Genomic DNA, 18,356 nt, shown 5'->3' on the forward strand with positions numbered 1-18,356 from the left:
AATGAAAACTACGATTAAGCGTTATCAGCTTATTTCATCCGAGAAGTACGAAAAAACCGAGCTAAATTCACTCAGTCTTTTCGTCAGAAAATAGTAAATCAACTGCCTGAGATACAGTCATCTGTCCTTCAGTTATTTGTTTTTCAAATTGAGAAACTCGTTGTTTTGTATCATCATTTGCATAAAAAGTGTCGATTAAACGATCTCGAATCATAGCCTGGAACCATTCAGTTGTCTGTTTGGTGCGACGGCTTGACCAAAAACCCGTTTTCATACAGGTTTCCCGAAATTCTTCAATCGTTTCTTGTATTCTTGATAACCCTTTGTTTTCAAGAGAGGATACAAGGTGTGTCCTCGTATCCCACCCAGGTGTGGCAGGCTGTAAAAAATGCTGTATTCGTTTGTACTCTGACATGGTTCTTTGCGCTGGACGAAGATTATCCCCATCAGCTTTATGCACAATAATTGTATCTGCTAATTCCATGATGCCTTTTTTCATTCCCTGTAGTTCATCTCCTGCTCCTGTCAGGACAAGAAGTAAAAAGAAATCTACCATACCTCTTACAATTGTCTCGCTCTGGCCGACTCCCATCGTTTCGATTAGTACGATATCGTAGCCTGCTGCTTCGCATAATAGCATGGTTTCTCGTGTTTTTTTATGCACACCGCCTAAGGTCCCCGCTGAAGGAGACGGACGAATAAATGCATTGGGCTCGCGTGAGAGTTGCTCCATCCTTGTCTTATCTCCAAGAATGCTACCTCCATTGACGGTGGAGCTTGGGTCAATAGCGAGTACAGCAACTCTATGTCCTCTTTCACAGAGCATTTTGCCGAAAGCTTCAATGAAGGTGCTTTTCCCCGCTCCTGGAACACCAGTTATGCCAATTCTAATGGAAGCACCTGTATAGGGAAGCATCTTTTTAAGTAAGTCCTGCGCATCCGATTGATCTTCTGGATGAGCACTTTCAAGAAGGGTAATGGCTTTTGCCAAATGCAGACGCGAGCCTTCCTTTATATTTTCAGCTAGTTCGTCTAGATTCTGTTTGACTTTCGTCTTTTTAACAAACTTCTTTCGTTTGGTTTCCTGCATCCCGTCATGTATCGATTGAACCCCTGGCTGGACAAATAATGCTGATTTTTTATCAGTCATTTACTTCCTCGTACCCTAAATTCTTATAGATAAGTTCAATCATTTTTTGAGATGCAATAGGCAATACTGTACCAGGTCCAAAGATTGCTTGGGCACCGCTCTGATATAAAAATTCGTAATCTTGAGCAGGAATAACACCACCGACAATCACGATAATGTCCTCTCTGCCTAGTTTTTTTAATTCATCGATGAGAGCGGGCACTAATGTTTTATGACCAGCTGCTAGAGACGAAACGCCAACAACATGAACGTCATTTTCTGCCGCCATTTGTGCGGTTTCTTCTGGTGTCATAAATAACGGTGATATATCCACATCAAAACCAAAGTCTGCATATCCAGTAGCAACAACTTTAGCTCCGCGATCATGGCCGTCTTGGCCCATTTTAGCGACTAAAATCCTTGGGCGTCTTCCCTCATTTTCTAAGAATTCCTCAGTCATTTGTTTGATCTCTTCTATAGCTTCCTTATCAGAATAGTTGGAAGCATAGACACCGCTAATAGAGCGGATGACTGCTTTATGTCGTCCTGCAACTGACTCAATGGCATTCGAAATTTCTCCAAGCGTGGCTCTTTCCCTTGCTGCATCTACAGCTACTGTAAGTAAGTTTTCCTCCCCTGTTTCTGCAGCTTGAGTTAAGCGATCTAATTCATAGCGTACTTTCTTTTCATCTCGTTTTTCTTTCATTAATTGAATTCGATCAATTTGAGATTGACGTACCATCGTATTATCGATATCTAATATTTCTATAGGATCCTCTTTATCTAAACGATATTTATTGACGCCTATGATTGTTTCTGTTTTAGAATCAATTTTAGCTTGCCGCTTTGCGGATGCTTCCTCAACTCTCATTTTAGGTAGCCCAGTTTCAATTGCTTTTGCCATACCACCTAGCTCTTCAATTTCCTCAATCAACGTCCATGCAGACTTTGTTAATTCGTCAGTCAACTTCTCAACATAATAAGAACCGCCCCATGGATCAATTGTTTTGGTCATTTGCGTTTCATTTTGCAGAAAAAGCTGTGTATTTCGTGCAATCCGAGCAGAAAAATCTGTCGGAAGTGCGATGGCTTCATCTAAAGCATTTGTATGAAGTGACTGTGTATGCCCCATGGTTGCAGCATTGGCTTCAATCAATGTCCGTGTCACATTATTAAACGGATCTTGTTCTGTTAAAGACCAGCCAGATGTTTGTGAATGTGTGCGAAGAGCAAGGGTCTTAGGATTTTTAGGGTTGAATGAAGACATCATTTGAGCCCAAATGCGACGAGCTGCACGCATTTTGGCTATTTCCATATAATAATTCATGCCAATCGCCCAGAAGAAAGACAATCTAGGTGCAAAGTTGTCAATGTCGATGCCTGCCTTCAGTCCTGTACGGACATATTCTAGCCCATCCGCTAAAGTATAAGCTAGCTCGATATCGTTTGTAGCTCCCGCTTCTTGAATATGATAGCCGGAAATAGAAATAGAATTGAATTTCGGCATAAATTTTGATGTATATTCAAAAATATCAGCGATGATTTTCATCGACATTTCAGGCGGATAAATATATGTATTACGCACCATATACTCTTTTAAAATATCATTTTGGATTGTGCCTGCAAGCTTATCTGGAGTGATGCCCTGTTCTTCAGCAGCTACTATATAAAAAGCAAGCACCGGTAGCACTGCACCATTCATTGTCATGGATACAGACATTTGATCAAGCGGGATTCCATCAAATAGTATTTTCATATCTTCAACAGAATCAATGGCAACTCCTGCTTTACCTACATCCCCCGTCACACGAGGGTGGTCAGAGTCATAGCCTCGGTGTGTTGCAAGGTCAAATGCAACGGAAAGGCCTTTTTGGCCCATTGCTAAGTTTCGGCGATAGAAAGCATTCGATTCCTCTGCTGTTGAAAAACCAGCATATTGCCGAATCGTCCATGGACGGCCAATATACATAGTTGGATAAGGCCCTCTTGTATTAGGCGCTATTCCTGCTACATCATGAAGATGAGCTGCGGTTTTAATATCATTGAACGAGTAGCTGGTTTTAACTTCTATATTTTCATTTGTCATAAATGTAGATTGATTTTTTGATGGAAGTTCTTCACGCAAAACTTCTTCTATGTGAATAGTTGAAAAATTAGGTTTCATCGTTGAACCTCCTTCAATGTTTCAGCAATATTCTTCAACTTTCGGATCATATTTTGGCCTTTGTATAAATATCCGTTTAAACCTTTTGTGTGCCAATCCGTATCAAATTTTCCCGCCACATCCAATATAATTGAGGCTGGTTTTTCTTCCAATAAAACAGGGATTGCATTCAGAGTATCCTCATCTGTTGCACAGAAAATGACATAATCCTCTTTGCTATTTTTTAACCACTCCTTAGCTTTTTCTATATCTGATGTAGGCTCTATTACGTTAGAAATCATACCGGCAGTAGCTAAGACTCCTGTAGCAAAATCTATACGCGGCTTAATCTTTTTCAAATCGCCAAATGGCAAAATTGCTGCTTTGATTTTTGCATCTTTCATTGTTCGTCTTAAACCTTCGAATGGTTCTGCAAGACGTTGAACCTTATAAAATGTTTCAACTGAAGCCTCTTCATTAGCATCAGCAAAATCGTTTGTGCCAACAAGTATAGTTTTCCTTGTTTCCACTTCAAGAAGACGTTTAGTCATTGTTTCTTCAAGCTCTTTTTCTAATCGGCCACTTTCTACATATTGTGTATAGCCACCCATTGCTTCAATTTCAACAAACTTTTCCCAGGCTTCTTTAGCTAAATCGTGCGTTAATGATTCGATATAATAAGCACCGCCAGAAGGGTCCTCTATCTTGGTAACATGCGATTCTTCGCGTATTACCAAGCCCACATTTCGTGCAATCCGAACTGATTGGCTTGTTGGCTTTGTTATAATATTATGAGGGTGTACTGTTAAAAGATCAGCTCCACCTATAGCCGCAGTAAATGCTTCATTCCCTGCCCGTAGCAAGTTTACGTAAGGATCTAATTTTGAGAATCTTCTAAGTGATGTTTCTGCATAAATTTTCACAGGTTTTGGATTTTCGATACCATAAGCTTTCGTAAACGCTTTCCAAAGTATTCGAAAAGCTCGTAGTTTTGCTATTTCCATGAAAAATTGTGTATCAACAGAAAAGGCAGCGAAAAATTGATTTTCAAGCTGATTGAAATCTGCTGCTTTTTCCATTCGTTCACTCGCTATAGCAAGAGCTATCGCTAATTCTTGTACAGCGTTTGCCCCTTTGTAATGAGCATCAATTATGTTAGCGCTTACCTTTCGAACATTCTGAAAACCGTTGATTTGACAGTGCTCATTAGATAATACAAAACCTTTGGCTTCTTTATTTTCTATAAAGTCAAAAACATTTAGGATTTCTGGATCTGCAGTCCGTATAAAAAATGGATGGTCATTAAGTAATCCTGCGAGTTTTTTCAGAGCCTCTTCACTCCACTCAAAGCCCGCTTGGTCAATCATTAAATATTGATTACCGAATGATACAGAATTCTTTAATTCAGAGATGTATTCATCAATACAATCAGCGTAGGCGGCTTGGGCGATCGCAAAAGCACCTTCACTCCTCATCTCTCGGACTGTGTTAGCTTGTGCATCTAATTTTCCATCTAGTGTATTTAATAAGTCTTCCATAGTATAAAGTGGTTCAATTGTAATACCTTCAATAGTTTTTGTGAAAAGAGACTCAAAAGGCTTCCCTTTTAATGCTTTAATCGAGGCTTCTTTCCATTCCTCATAAGATGGTTTTGGGAAATTTACTTCTTTCATATTTGTCATACGCACGCGTAGATGCTTCCCCCCTTTGTCATTCTTACTACTATTTTACACAATATGTACATAGCTTAAAAGTAAAAGAAGTCTGAAAACCATTTCAACTAGGTTACCAGACTTCATTTTAGTTTATTTCTTTTTGTCATATGAAAAGATTTTGATGGAAGGAGAAATGAGATTCTCAACCAATTCAAAAGTATTAATCATTAATAAATTGACATTGTATCTTTTGAATAGCCCTCAAGCAATTCTTTAACACGAGAAAGGAATTTGCCACTCACTAAACCATCTAGAATACGATGGTCAATCGATAGGCATAAATTAACCATATCTCGTGCTGCAAACATGCCGCCTTCCATAATCACCGGGCGTTTCACAATGGATTCAATTTGTAGAATCGCTGCTTGTGGATGATTGATGATGCCCATTGATTGGACGGAGCCAAATGCACCGGTATTATTAACGGTGAATGTGCCGCCCTTCATATCATCTGATTTCAGCTTGCCAGCACGCACTTTCGAAGCTAACTCATGAATTTCCTTGGCAATGCCTTTAACTGATTTGTCATCTGCATTTTTGATAACAGGAACAAATAGGGCATCCTCCGTTGCAACAGCAATGGAAAGGTTGATATCCTTCTTCTGGATAATTTTATCGCCTTGCCACTGTGAATTCATCATAGGGAATTCTTTTAAAGCTTGTGAAACTGCTTTTACAAAGAAAGCAAAGTATGTGATGTTATAGCCTTCGCGTTTTTTAAAGTCACCTTTAATTGAATCACGGTAATTCACCAAATTAGTGACATCAGCTTCCATCATTAGCCACGCATGCGGAATTTCTTGTGTGCTATTCACCATATTTTTAGCGATGGCACGACGGACGCCTGAAACAGGAATTTCAATATCGCCCGTAGCAGTTGGCTCATACGTTTTTTCTTCTTTAACAGGTACTGGTTCAGCCTGAACTTTAGGTTGCTCTGGAGTAGCAACTGGTTTTGCTTCTACTTCTGGATTTGGTTTAGTAGCTGGCATTTCTCCAGAATCAATGATCTTTTGAATATCTTTTCTTGTAATCCGACCAGAAGTTCCACTGCCTTCAACCATATTCAAGTCGATGCCATGCTCTGATGCCATACGAACGACTGCAGGAGAATACCTTTTTTTCATACTTTGATCGCTTGCTGATTCTTCATTCTTTGTTTCTGCAGGAGAAGAAGCCTCTGTTTTTCCTTCTGCAGCTCTTCCCTCAATTTCAACCTTACAAACAACTTCGCCCACCGCAATGGTGTCACCTTCGTTTGCGATTAATTCAATGATTTTGCCCGCAAAGGATGATGGGAGTTCAGCTGTTACTTTATCTGTCTGCACTTCCGCTAATGTATCGTACTTTTTCACTTCGTCGCCCGGTTTAACTAACCATTTTTCGATTGTGCCTTCCGTTACACTTTCTCCTAGTTGTGGCATTGTAATTTGTTCAATTGCCATTTTAAAACCCCCTTTGCTTAAAATGCAGCTAATTCACGCATTGCTACTTCTACTTTATCTGGATTAATCATAAAGAATTTTTCCATTGTTGGCGCGTAAGGCATAGCCGGTACATCAGGACCTGCTAAGCGTTTGATTGGCGCATCCAAATCGAATAGCGCATGTTCCGCAATAATCGCAGAGACTTCGCTCATGACGCTACCTTCTTTATTATCTTCTGTTACAAGCAATACTTTACCCGTTTTCTTTGCAGCTTCAATAATAGCCTCTTTGTCTAATGGGTAGATCGTACGTAAGTCCAATACATGGACAGAGATGCCGTCTTTTTCCAAACGTTCAGCTGCTTGCAATGCAAAATGCACGCCAAGGCCATACGTAATGACAGTCAAATCTTCGCCTTCTCGTTTCACATCAGCTTTGCCGATTTCAATTGTATAGTCCTCTTCTGGCACTTCGCCTTTAATCAGGCGGTACGCTCTTTTGTGTTCAAAGAAAAGGACAGGATCGTCATCGCGAATCGCTGCTTTTAACAATCCTTTCGCATCATATGGAGTTGATGGAATGACGATTTTTAAACCGGGTTGATTAGCAAATACTGCTTCTACTGATTGAGAATGGTAAAGCGCGCCATGGACTCCTCCACCAAATGGAGCACGAATAACCATTGGACAATTCCAGTCATTATTTGAGCGGTAGCGGATTCTAGACGCTTCCGAAATAATTTGATTGACAGCAGGCATGATAAAATCCGCAAATTGCATTTCAGCAATAGGTCTTAAACCATACATCGCTGCACCAATACCAACTCCGACAATTGCTGATTCGGCAAGAGGTGCGTCAATCACACGTTCTTCACCGAACTCATCGTAAAGGCCTTGCGTTGCTTTAAACACGCCGCCCTTTAAACCGACATCTTCTCCAAGAATAAAGACACGATCGTTTCTTTCCATTTCTTCTTTCATCGCTAATGTAATGGCATCAATATATGATAAATTCGCCATCTGCTACACCTCCTCATGGTTTCCGTAGACGTATTGCAATGCATGTTCCGGCTCCGCATATGGAGCGTTTTCCGCATAATCAGTCGCTTCGTCAACCTCAGCCATGATTTCTTCTTGCATCTTTTCTTCTATTTCTGAAGTTAGAACGCCTAAATCTTTTAAATATGCTGCAAAGCGAACAATCGGATCATTCGCACGGCCTTCTGCCAAATCTTCTTCTGTTCTGTATTGACGATGGTCATCATCAGATGAGTGTGCAGTTAAACGATAGCAGATCGTCTCAATTAAGCTTGGTCCCTCACCGTTTCTTGCACGATCTGCTGCTTCTTTCATCACTTTATACACTTCAAGTGGATCGTTGCCATCTACTGTTACGCCAGGCATACCGTAGCCAATCGCACGGTCTGAGACATTTTCACACGCAACTTGCTTGCTAAGCGGCACTGAAATAGCATAGCGATTATTTTCCACCATAATAATAACAGGAAGCTTATGAACACCAGCAAAGTTAGCCCCTTCATGGAAATCACCTTGGTTTGAAGATCCTTCTCCAAGACTAACAAATGTGACAAAATCTTCTTTTTGCATTTTCCCCGCAAGTGCCACACCTACCGCATGTGGAACTTGTGTCGTTACAGGTGAAGAACCTGTAATAATGCGGTTTTTCTTTTGACCAAAATGACCTGGCATTTGGCGGCCGCCAGAGTTAGGATCTTCCGCTTTCGCAAATGCAGAAAGCATCAACTCTTTTGCTGTCATGCCGAAATGTAGCACAACGCCCATATCTCGGTAATACGGTGCAATATAATCTTTTTTATTATTTAAAGCAAATGCTGCGCCGATTTGAGCTGCCTCTTGTCCTTGGCAAGATATAACGAATGGGATTTTACCTGCACGGTTTAATAGCCACATTCTTTCATCAATACGTCGGGCAAGCAGCATTGTTCTATACATATCAAGTACTACTTCATCAGATAAACCTAAAGCAGTATGTTTATTTTCTATCATTATGATCTCTCCTTAGAAATGAATTGCCATTCCATCAACAGCAAGGGCCGCTTCACCAATTGCCTCAGATAAGGATGGATGCGGATGAATATGCGCAGAAATTTCAAAAGGTGTTGCATCAACTAACATTGCAAGGCTTGCTTCTGCAATCAATTCCGTTGCATGTGCGCCCATAATATGAACACCGACTAGATCGTTCGTCTTTTTGTCTACAATCATTTTGACGAAGCCTTCAGTCTCACCAAAAACGAGCGCTTTACCAATTGCCGCGAATGGGAATTTACCCACTACCACATCAATCCCCTGTTCCTTCGCTTGTTTCTCTGTATAGCCTATACTTGAAATTTCCGGACTTCCATATATACAGCGTGCAATTTTATGGGCTTCCATCGGCAATGTGTCTTTGCGAGCAATATGGTCTACAGCATGAATGCCTTCGTGTGAAGCCACATGAGCTAATTGTAAGCCGCCAATAACATCACCAATAGCATATATATGAGATTCCTTCGTTTGGTAATGATCATTGACTTGGATGAATCCGCGCTCTACTTGGATATCTGTATTTTCAAGGCCAATGTTTTCTATGTTTGCCTGTCTTCCGACAGATAACAGAAGCTTTTCAGCTGTAAAAATTTGCGTTTTGCCATCTACTTCAGCAGAAATCTCAAATTCATCGCCTGTTTCTTTATACGTTTCAGGTAACGTTTTCGCATTTGTTACTATCTGAATGCCACGTTTTTTCAATGATGTTGCCATTGCTTTTTGGATGTCATGATCTTCTGTTGGCAATATCGAATCCGAATATTCAACAACCGTAACTTCCACTCCAAAGTCATGTAACATAGATGCCCATTCAATCCCTATAACTCCGCCACCAACGATAACAATTGATTTAGGTAAGGTTTCGAGCGACATTAAATCATCTGATGTCACAATTTTTTTACCATCAGGCGTTAATCCCGGAAGCGTCCGTGGTCTAGAGCCTGTGGCAATAATTACATTTTGCGGGATTAACATTTCATTTTCCCGACCATCTTTAAATTCGACAGAGATTGTGCCAGGCATTGGCGAAAAAATCGAAGGTCCTAATATTCTGCCATAGCCTTCGTATACATCAATTTTTCCTTTTTTCATCAATGCTTGGATACCTGCATGAAGTTTATCTATGATACTATTTTTTCTTTTTTGAGCCTGCTCAAAATTGAATGTGACTTCTTTTACATCTACACCAAAATTCTCTGCATGCTCTTTTGTTGTCCGGTATACTTCTGCGCTTCGTAGCAAAGCTTTACTTGGTATACAACCTTTATGTAAACAAGTTCCCCCTAGTTTCCCTTGTTCCACAATGGCAGTCGATAGACCCAATTGCGCGGCGCGAATCGCGGCAACATAACCTCCAGTGCCTCCACCTACTATGACAAGGTCATAATTCTTAGCCATAAGAACACACTCCCTATTTTATACTAATATCTTTTAATATTAAAAGAATTGAATAGCTACCGTTTTTCACGGCAGCTATTCAATTTTATTACCTGGTCCTAAATTATATCATAAAATGCTAGATTGTCATCTCTTGATTCTTATCCGCGTTGTGATAAGATATTTTTTTCGTTTTTCAAGAATGTGCCTCTTGATTTAGCCATTCTTTCAATTCTATCCTCTGCCATACGATTTGCAGCTAAGTATGTTGGAATATTATCACGTTCTGATATTTCAACAATTTTTGTAATGCTATCATAAATACCTTCAACTTTTTTCATAGCGCGATCATAGTTGTAACCGTATAATTCATCAGCTACATTGATAACACCACCAGAGTTGATTACGTAGTCTGGAGCATAGATAATGCCTTTTTCGTGAATGATCTCACCATGTTTTGAGTCTTTCAATTGGTTGTTTGCAGATCCTGCAATTACTTTTGCTTTTAATTGTGGGATTGTTTCATCATTGATGATTGCGCCTAATGCACATGGAGCAAAGATATCCACGTCTTGTGCATAAATTTCTTCAGGGCTAACAGCAACTGCACCAAATTCATCAACTACACGTTTGACAGCGTTTTCATTAATATCGGTTACGATAAGTTTTGCGCCTTCTTCGTGAAGATGCTTGCATAGTGAATAAGCAACATTTCCAAGACCTTGAACAGAAATACGTTTTCCTTCTAAGCTATCTGTTCCAAATGCCGCTTTAGCTGCTGCTTTCATACCTACATAAACACCGTATGCTGTTACAGGAGAAGGGTTGCCTGATGAACCGAATGCAGGTGAAATTCCTGTCACATAATTTGTTTCTTCATGGATTAAGTCCATATCAGCAACTGTAGTACCCACATCTTCTGCTGTGATGTAGCGTCCGTTTAAGCCTTGGATGAAACGGCCTAATGCGCGGAACATTTCTTCATTTTTGTCTTTAAATGGATCTCCCATGATTACAGTTTTACCACCACCAAGGTTAAGCCCAGCTGCTGCATTTTTATATGTCATGCCGCGCGCTAAACGAAGTGCATCTTCAATAGCTGCTTCTTCTGATTCATATGTCCACATGCGAGTACCACCAAGCGCAGGTCCTAGTGTAGTATCGTGAATAGCGATAATCGCTTTCAATCCTGAAGTTTTATCTTGGCAAATAACCACTTGTTCATAATCATATTTTCCCATATATTTGAAAATTTCCATCTTAATAATTCCTCCTTCGAAGTTATAAAAAATCTGGTTGTATCCAGTCAATAATATATAATGCAAGAAGCGTGCCAAAACTTTTTGCCTTATAAAATAAAAGTTTAAACAATTTCGACGTTTTTTTCAATGCATAGCCATGCAGATGTGTGCAGTTATTTGCACGCCATTTTATGCAAGTTCATATTTTTCTAATTTATAATACAAGCTTCTAATCGAAATTTGCAACGCTTTAGCAGTCTGAGTTTTATTATATCTATTGTCCTTGAGAGCGGTTTCAATAATTCTTTTTTCATATTGGGCCATTGCTTCATCCAATGTTCCGTTATATATTTCTTCTTCTACTTTGCCCTCTAATGTTGAAGTTTTTTGCGCCGAAATTTGCACATAATTTTCCTGTAATTCTGTTTCAGCAGCTGGCATAAAGATCATCGCCCGCCCAATCACATTCTCTAATTCTCTTACATTACCAGGCCATTGATAGTTTCTTAACTTTTGGATTACTCCTCTAGTCACCTTTGTTACATTTCGACCATACTCACGGTTGAGTTTTTGAAGCAGGCGATCTACAAGCTGCGGGATATCTTCAAGTCTGTTTCGAAGTGGTGGTATATAAATTGGCATGCGATTAAGCCTGTAGTAGAGATCCTCTCGAAACGTATGGTCATGAAGCGCTTTTTCCATATTGACATTTGTGGCTGCAATAATACGGACATCTATAGGAATGGGTTTTGTAGCGCCCACTCTAACAATCTCATGTTCTTGTAAAACACGTAAAAGTTTGGCCTGGGTGCTAAGCGACAGCTCGCCAATTTCATCTAAAAAGATACTACCTCCGTTCGCCTCTTCAAAAAGGCCACGCTTGCCGCCTTTTTTAGCTCCAGTAAAGGCACCTTCTTCATAACCAAACAATTCGCTTTCCAATAAATTTTCAGCAATTGCCGCACAATTGACTCTTATAAACTTCTCATAGTGTCGATTACTTTCACTATGTATTGCATGGGCAAATAATTCTTTACCTGTACCTGATTCGCCCCTTAGAAAGACCGTCACCGGCGTTTTTGCAGCGAGCTTAGCTTGTTCTATCGCAAGCTTCATTTCTTCTGAATCACCGATTATATCATCGAAAACATACTTTGATTCTAGTGTTCGTATAATTGTTTTCGCTTGGCTCAATTCTTTAGATAAGTTGCGCATCTCTGTTACATCATGGATGACCCCTACGCTGCCTTTAAGCTCATCTTCAACTAGAATTGGCGCCACATTGACGATAACTTCTCTTTTGGAAGGGCCCAGGCGCAAATTAACTCCGCGTATCGGTTTTTTGGTTTCAAGCACTTTTAAATGCATACTCTCACCTTCTGAAATATCAGTAGTTGCAGGTTTACCGATAATCTCTTCCGGTGACAGGCCTGTAATCCTTGTATAAGCTGGATTAACTACAATACCCCTTCCCTTCTCATCTACTACAGAGATCGCGTCGTCGCTCGATTGTATAATAGCTTCTAACATCTTTTTTACTTCTTTCAGATCAGTAATCTCTTCCGCTAAGGCAACAACTTCAGAAATATCTTTAAAAATTGCAAGTACACCAATTTGTTCTGACTTTTCATCTACCATGGGAATTTTGGAAAGCACGACCTTTTTTCCAGATGGAAGAATTAATTCTTGATTTGTCTCTGCTTGACCTGTTTCAATCACCTGCTCGAGTTCAAGAGCATTCATAACGTCTTTATAATGCTTGCCAACTGCTTTTTCTATTGGTGTATTAGTAAGTCGCATAGCACTGTGATTATAAAAAATAATTTCTCCTTTTTGATTAACGCTCATCATGCCTTCATCTATGGAGTTAAAGATAATTTGCTGTCTTCTAGAAAATGCTTGGATTTTTTGAATATAATAATCTTTCTCCTGCAAAAGTTTGATAATAATCTCAATCACGCTACCCGGTATCACAGTCGTATTATGTGGTAACTCCTCGATCAATTCGTCATAGACCTTCGGATTACCAGTCACATCAATCGCCATATCGATAGAAGCATTCTTAAAATCACGCCAGTCATTTGCTGTAGCAATTCCTGACTTTTTAGCTTCTTTTATGCCTTTAGCATTATCATTCTTATCGATAACAGCCACTGTTTGCCAGTCTGACGAATGTGCGAGTAATTGTAGAATTGCTGTACCTCCTTTTCCTGCACCTACAATCATAATCCTATGCATTCTACTTCACTCCTTCCAAATATGTATGAAAATTCTTTCATATGGTTAGCTATCATCTTATCGGAAGTTTCCTATCTTGACAATGTGCAGGATACAAGTAAAAATGGATTATATTAGAGGAGTTGAACCAAAAATGGGGCGTTTTATTGCTTTTGTCATTCTAGCCATACCCGCTATTATGGCAGCAGCGGGCATAAAATTAATGCGAGATACATTTTTCGCCAAGTTATTCGATCCGATTCCATATCTTTGGCTACAATTTGTAATAGGGATCGTATTGTTTTTAATCGGCTTTGGATTTTTTGCCGGCTTTTTATTAAACCGTGATCGTAGAAATGGACGAGTTGCGCCAAAATATACTAAAAAAAAATAAAAATGTGCAAAAAGCACCGACAAGAATGTAGTGTTCTCTTCGGTGCTTTTTGTATAATTATCTGAGCTTTATATTGATTTACTTAGTTTCTGCATCTTCCGCACTTTCTCTGGATAGTCAGTAATCCATCCGATAACCGCATCATGCGGTTCCTCCAAAAATTGTTCATCACCTGTAATGTTATAAAAGCGGCACTTTCTTCCTTGAGCAGTAAGTGCATCAAGATACCTTTTTTTATAATAACGGGATTTATTCGCATGGATTACATCTACGTATGGCAATTTGTCTAACTCTGCCCAGTTCAATTTCTTTGTTGCAATTAAGGCGGTTTCTATTCTTGGCGCTATTTCTTTTGCTTTTTCTAGCAATTCAGGATGAAACGATGAAATATGTAAATTTGGTATTTCACTACATTTCTCCACAGTCTCTCTTAGAGCGCTTTCATCTTGAAGCAGTGACTCTTTTAATTCCACATTAAGGGGGACAGAATGGACTTTGTGCCAACCTAAAAACTCATCAAACGTGCTAATTTTAGCTCCGTTAAACCTTCTAAAGAAAAATTTCCCAACATGTAATAGTTTAACCTGATGATAGTACAAATTCGAAATCAGCTCATTTTTCCCTGTAAGACGCCTTAAATTATGATCATGAATAACAACCGGAATATGATCTTTTGTCGCTTGAATATCTAATTCTATACCATCTGCCCCTGATTCTAACGCTAATTCAAAAGCATCTAGCGTATTTTCAATACCTCGAGCAGAAGCGCCTCTATGCGCAAAAACGAGCGGTCTAGACATTTAAAACACCACTTTCCAATTTAAATTCTCCTTTCGTCATTTGTTGAATAGTTGATCTTTCAGAACCTATTTGGAGAGTTGTCTCTGGATATGCAGCTTTGGTAATGGAAATTTTCTCATTACCACTCCTCTTCAGTAGATGCAAAATCTCATCCATTTCATATTCTAGTATCTCAATTTGAGATTCCTTTTCTTTTATATTACTAGCAATCTTATCGTATGTTTGGCGCTGAGCTGGCATCATTTTATGCAAGAACTTCTGCAATTGAGCTAGCTTTCCTCTTAAATCTTTCAGGTCATGCTCCAGATTCTCTATTTCATCACTTTTTTCTTTAATCTTTTTTAAGCTGTCTTTGCGATCCGGGAGTGAAATAATCAGGTCTGTTTTACGACCAAGCTGATTGCCAACCCATGCTGCATGAATCGAATTTTTTGCGCAAATTCTCCCACCTATAAGTTTACCCTTATTCTCATCGACTCTGATATTTTGAGCCTTCATATCTGTACTGATGGCATACGTACTTATAAAAATGGTTTCTTTCGCAGCTAAATAGCAGTCATTGGTATATTGTACATAAATATTTTGACCTGCCATCACCTTCGTTATTTTGTTGCCATATATACCTCCACAAACATAGACATCTCCGTGAGTAGATTGTATAAGTTCAGCTCCAGTTACACCTTCTTTGCTCTCAATCAATATGTCACCTGTCGCCTTGACTGTAAATCCAGGTAGAATAGTTCCTCGAATCGTAATCGAGCCTGTGAACTCCAGATTGCCTGTTTCGACTCCCACATCACTTGGTATTTGAAGGTGTTTCTGAACTGATAAAGGAGGATAAGGTTGCTCGATGACACCATCGAAAAGTGCATGGATGGTCACTATACCACTCGACTCTTTTTCATAAATAGATTTTTCATCATAAACCAACATAAAATCTTTACCATCCATTGCCTCTATTCGTTGGCCTAAAACATTTTTCCCCGGAATTCCTTTCTTCGCAGGAATTTTTTCTCCTAACCATTCATCTTTTTTTACTTCCTGAATAAAGTTGATATCATAATGGTTTGCACGGCCATTATCAAGGATTTGTGGTTTCTTTTTTGGAAAGCTTTTATATGTAATCTTCGCATCTTCACCCGTTTGGGGAGGCTGGCCTTTTGCTATGACTGTTGGTTTGCCTAATAGAACAGTTTCAAGCGAAAGGGTTAAATAACCATATTGGACACCCGCATTCTCTGCTGCTTCTTTAATTTGTTTATTCATAATTAACTCATCTTGAAATAAAGTTGCAGGATGATCATTAATATACATAGTAGCTGCCATACCGTCCCGTGCTATAACGATTTCAATTGGTGGCAGCCAATAGCCAATCTCTTGTTCTTCTTTTGAACAATTTAAAAAGACACTTCGCAATGCTTGAAAACCATTTAATTTAATTCTTTTGAATTTTTTTAATACAGGTTCAAACTCTTTTAAAGAATACCCTTCTTTTTTAACTATAACATAGACAATCGCTTCTTTTTCCACAAGCATAATCCAATCATTTTCAAAAAGAACCAACTTAAAAACCTCCCATCATCCTATAATTATAGCATTTATTTCCTAATATTATTTCAATAGAATACAAAAAGCACACCTCCAGTTGTTGAATTTTACGTAAACTCAATAAATGGAAATGTGCTATATAATACAATTATATTTAATAGTAGTTTATTGCTTTATAAATTTATTACAATGGCAATTTACTATTATTCTATATATCAAGGCTTTTAAACCTCTCTAAACTGCCACCATTTCAATACGAATCTTATCAGCAATCATAGCAATGAATTCTGAATTTGTTGGCTTAGATTTAAGGTGATGGACTGTATAACCAAACATCTTCGAAATCGATTCATAATTTCCGCGGTTCCATGCAACTTCGATGGCATGGCGAATTGCACGCTCTACACGTGATGGCGTCGTATCAAATTTCTTTGCAATATCTGGATAAAGAATTTTGGTAATGGAACCAAGTAAATCTACATCGAGATAGACCATTTGGATGGCTTCTCGTAAATATGCATAGCCTTTGATATGTGCTGGAACGCCTATTTCTTTGATTATTGCCGTTATGGTTGCATCTAATTGGCGCTGATCCATCTTTTGTGGAGTGGAGCTTTGCAGGACACTAACCCTTTTTTGTTTTTCCACTTTTTTACCGCCTACTTGCAGTATTTTAGACGCTAAACGTTCATATTCAAAAGGCTTTAGCATAAAGTAAGATGCACCAAGCTCTGCCGCTTGTTTCATTACATCTTCTTGTCCAAATGCAGTCAACATAATTACTTGCATACTATTAAGCTGTGGGTTTTCATGGATTGTTTCCAATACAGCCAACCCGTCAAGGTGCGGCATAATTATATCTAATAATAGCACATCCGGCACTTGGCTTTCCAGCATTTTCAAACATTGTTTGCCATTTGTCGCTGTACTGATTACATCAATTTCTGGTTGCTGTGAAAGATACTCCTCCAGAGCTTTCACCAACTCACTATTATCATCCACAATTGCAACTTTTACTTTGTTCATACAGGACTCCTCCTTCATTTTTCCCAAGATTCAATCTGATTTTTGTTTCTTGCATAAATCTAGACATACGTTTGATACAAAATGGTAAATTCGACATCTTTACGGATAGCCCTTCAATTTTTTGAAAAATGAGTATGAAGGAATATGAATAATTTCAATTTCGACAATATTATGTAAATTAATTCGTGGTGTTTATTGACTATTATTGTAACAGATTTTTTGTAAAAAGAATACCAAATAAAAAGAAGAAAAAGCTGCCTCTTTCTTAGAGACAGCTAAAAATAAATTTTATGCAGGTTGATTTTTAAGCATTTCAGTAATTGGCAACGCAGCGCCTTTTTCAGGGCTTTCAATATACATGTGAGTAACTGCCCCGGCAAAATGACCATTTTGAATAATTGGGCTTCCGCTCATCCCTTGCAAAATTCCACCTGTTTTTTCTTTTAACACAGGATCTGTTACTTCTATTTGAAAGCTTTTGTTGTTCACTTTTGTAATCGTGATATCGAAGGTTTCTACCTTTTTCCCTTGAATAGTCGTTAAAATTTTGGCTGGTCCTTTTTTAATTTGAGATGGCTGCATAATTTCAATTGCTTTTGGCAATGATGGTTGTAAAGTGTTTTGCCATTTTCCAAAAATGCCATATGAACTATTTAGCTCAATATCTCCAATTTCGCCATTTCCATTCTCTACTGAAGAAATTTTGTAACCCGGTTCTCCTGGAATACTTTTCTTAATATGTTCGATTCGCGCATAAAAAATGGACCCATCATTAAAATTCGGCGGTTCCTGCAAAATCTGGTCAATAATCTGATGGCCAAGCGCTCCATATTGTTTTGTTTCTGGATCTAAAAAAGTGAGTGTTCCAATCCCATCTGTCTCGTCGCGCAAAAAATTCATGACAGAAGCCATTTCTTCTTTCCGCACTTTGACGGTTTGATCTTCCCCATCTCGTCCAACTGTCATCTTAATGGCATCTTTAGATGAGCTTTTCAAGATTTGATGGATGTTCTCAAGCTTCTTGATTTTAGTCTTATTCACTTTCTTGACGATATCTCCTCTTTTTAGCCAGCTTCCTTCTTGCAACAAGACATCATTTGAAACCGTCACATTTGCCAACTGCAATTCCACACCGATTGAATCACCCATTGGTATCACCTTCTTAGCGGCGCTTGCCAATGTGGACATGGATACCAGCATTCCCAGCAAAATGATCAAGCTCAAGAAAGAGCGCTTTGCATTTCTCATATGCCACCTCCTTTTTTAATT

The 18,356-nt window shown here is 38.9% G+C and carries 14 protein-coding genes; 1 reads left to right on the plus strand and 13 read right to left on the minus strand.

Annotated elements, in window-relative coordinates; translation table 11 throughout:
• Positions 1–67: 67 nt before the first annotated feature.
• The 9 genes from meaB to RCJ93_RS04440 all read right to left on the minus strand — a co-directional run bounded on the left by meaB (position 68) and on the right by RCJ93_RS04440 (position 13,339).
• Positions 68–1,150, minus strand: a complete 1,083-nt coding sequence (meaB, locus tag RCJ93_RS04400) for a methylmalonyl Co-A mutase-associated GTPase MeaB (RefSeq protein WP_150284228.1) — start codon at positions 1,148–1,150, stop codon at positions 68–70.
• A complete protein-coding gene (scpA, locus tag RCJ93_RS04405; RefSeq protein ID WP_150284227.1) occupies positions 1,143–3,293 on the minus strand; it encodes a methylmalonyl-CoA mutase in 2,151 nt (716 codons plus the stop codon). Before scpA ends, meaB begins: the two co-directional genes overlap by 8 nt.
• Positions 3,290–4,954 carry a methylmalonyl-CoA mutase family protein gene (locus RCJ93_RS04410; RefSeq protein ID WP_446738953.1) on the minus strand — a complete coding sequence of 555 codons (1,665 nt, stop codon included), beginning with the start codon at positions 4,952–4,954 and terminating at the stop codon, positions 3,290–3,292. Before RCJ93_RS04410 ends, scpA begins: the two co-directional genes overlap by 4 nt.
• Positions 4,955–5,154: 200 nt before the next feature.
• On the minus strand, positions 5,155–6,432 hold the full coding sequence (locus RCJ93_RS04415; protein ID WP_446738486.1) for a dihydrolipoamide acetyltransferase family protein: 1,278 nt from the start codon (positions 6,430–6,432) through the stop codon (positions 5,155–5,157).
• A 17-nt stretch (positions 6,433–6,449) separates the two neighbouring features.
• The gene (locus RCJ93_RS04420) at positions 6,450–7,433 is read right to left on the minus strand and encodes an alpha-ketoacid dehydrogenase subunit beta (RefSeq protein WP_446738487.1); all 984 of its coding nucleotides are present in this window, start codon (positions 7,431–7,433) and stop codon (positions 6,450–6,452) included.
• 3 nt (positions 7,434–7,436) lie between these two features.
• Positions 7,437–8,441: a thiamine pyrophosphate-dependent dehydrogenase E1 component subunit alpha gene (locus RCJ93_RS04425; protein ID WP_150284225.1), complete on the minus strand. Its 1,005-nt coding sequence runs from the start codon at positions 8,439–8,441 to the stop codon at positions 7,437–7,439.
• Between the two features lie 12 nt (positions 8,442–8,453).
• Entirely contained in the window at positions 8,454–9,881 is a 1,428-nt protein-coding gene (lpdA, locus tag RCJ93_RS04430) for a dihydrolipoyl dehydrogenase (RefSeq protein ID WP_446738488.1), read from the minus strand.
• Between the two features lie 140 nt (positions 9,882–10,021).
• A complete protein-coding gene (locus tag RCJ93_RS04435) occupies positions 10,022–11,119 on the minus strand; it encodes a Leu/Phe/Val dehydrogenase (RefSeq protein ID WP_147193602.1) in 1,098 nt (365 codons plus the stop codon).
• 171 nt (positions 11,120–11,290) lie between these two features.
• On the minus strand, positions 11,291–13,339 hold the full coding sequence (locus RCJ93_RS04440; protein WP_446738489.1) for a sigma 54-interacting transcriptional regulator: 2,049 nt from the start codon (positions 13,337–13,339) through the stop codon (positions 11,291–11,293).
• A 133-nt stretch (positions 13,340–13,472) separates the two neighbouring features.
• Here RCJ93_RS04440 and RCJ93_RS04445 point away from each other — a divergent pair, with 133 nt between their 5' ends.
• Complete coding sequence (locus RCJ93_RS04445) at positions 13,473–13,712, plus strand: DUF2627 domain-containing protein (RefSeq protein WP_066786703.1); 240 nt, start codon at positions 13,473–13,475, stop codon at positions 13,710–13,712.
• A 68-nt stretch (positions 13,713–13,780) separates the two neighbouring features.
• Here the strand turns inward: RCJ93_RS04445 and RCJ93_RS04450 are convergent, their stop codons facing one another.
• The 4 genes from RCJ93_RS04450 to RCJ93_RS04465 form a co-directional block, all read right to left on the minus strand.
• Complete coding sequence (locus RCJ93_RS04450; protein WP_150284221.1) at positions 13,781–14,512, minus strand: glycerophosphodiester phosphodiesterase; 732 nt, start codon at positions 14,510–14,512, stop codon at positions 13,781–13,783.
• Positions 14,505–16,076, minus strand: a complete 1,572-nt coding sequence (locus RCJ93_RS04455) for a FapA family protein (RefSeq protein WP_446738490.1) — start codon at positions 16,074–16,076, stop codon at positions 14,505–14,507. Before RCJ93_RS04455 ends, RCJ93_RS04450 begins: the two co-directional genes overlap by 8 nt.
• A gap of 219 nt (positions 16,077–16,295) precedes the next feature.
• A complete protein-coding gene (gene spo0A, locus RCJ93_RS04460) occupies positions 16,296–17,087 on the minus strand; it encodes a sporulation transcription factor Spo0A (RefSeq protein ID WP_446738491.1) in 792 nt (263 codons plus the stop codon).
• Positions 17,088–17,375: 288 nt separating this feature from the next.
• Positions 17,376–18,335, minus strand: a complete 960-nt coding sequence (locus RCJ93_RS04465; protein WP_150284208.1) for a SpoIVB peptidase S55 domain-containing protein — start codon at positions 18,333–18,335, stop codon at positions 17,376–17,378.
• Positions 18,336–18,356: the final 21 nt, after the last annotated feature.

The sequence above is a fragment of the Rummeliibacillus sp. BSL5 genome (assembly GCF_052928305.1).

Bases quoted from the DNA above. Each gene is read 5' to 3' on its own strand.
- spo0A (WP_446738491.1), bottom strand. From the start codon at position 17,087: ATGAACAAAGTAAAAGTTGCAATTGTGGATGATAATAGTGAGTTGGTG.
- scpA (WP_150284227.1), bottom strand. From the start codon at position 3,293: ATGAAACCTAATTTTTCAACTATTCACATAGAAGAAGTTTTGCGTGAA.
- RCJ93_RS04450 (WP_150284221.1), bottom strand. From the start codon at position 14,512: ATGTCTAGACCGCTCGTTTTTGCGCATAGAGGCGCTTCTGCTCGAGGT.
- lpdA (WP_446738488.1), bottom strand. From the start codon at position 9,881: ATGGCTAAGAATTATGACCTTGTCATAGTAGGTGGAGGCACTGGAGGT.
- RCJ93_RS04415 (WP_446738486.1), bottom strand. From the start codon at position 6,432: ATGGCAATTGAACAAATTACAATGCCACAACTAGGAGAAAGTGTAACG.
- RCJ93_RS04440 (WP_446738489.1), bottom strand. From the start codon at position 13,339: ATGCATAGGATTATGATTGTAGGTGCAGGAAAAGGAGGTACAGCAATT.
- RCJ93_RS04420 (WP_446738487.1), bottom strand. From the start codon at position 7,433: ATGGCGAATTTATCATATATTGATGCCATTACATTAGCGATGAAAGAA.
- RCJ93_RS04445 (WP_066786703.1), top strand. From the start codon at position 13,473: ATGGGGCGTTTTATTGCTTTTGTCATTCTAGCCATACCCGCTATTATG.
- RCJ93_RS04465 (WP_150284208.1), bottom strand. From the start codon at position 18,335: ATGAGAAATGCAAAGCGCTCTTTCTTGAGCTTGATCATTTTGCTGGGA.
- meaB (WP_150284228.1), bottom strand. From the start codon at position 1,150: ATGACTGATAAAAAATCAGCATTATTTGTCCAGCCAGGGGTTCAATCG.
- RCJ93_RS04425 (WP_150284225.1), bottom strand. From the start codon at position 8,441: ATGATAGAAAATAAACATACTGCTTTAGGTTTATCTGATGAAGTAGTA.
- RCJ93_RS04435 (WP_147193602.1), bottom strand. From the start codon at position 11,119: ATGGAAATTTTCAAATATATGGGAAAATATGATTATGAACAAGTGGTT.
- RCJ93_RS04410 (WP_446738953.1), bottom strand. From the start codon at position 4,954: ATGACAAATATGAAAGAAGTAAATTTCCCAAAACCATCTTATGAGGAA.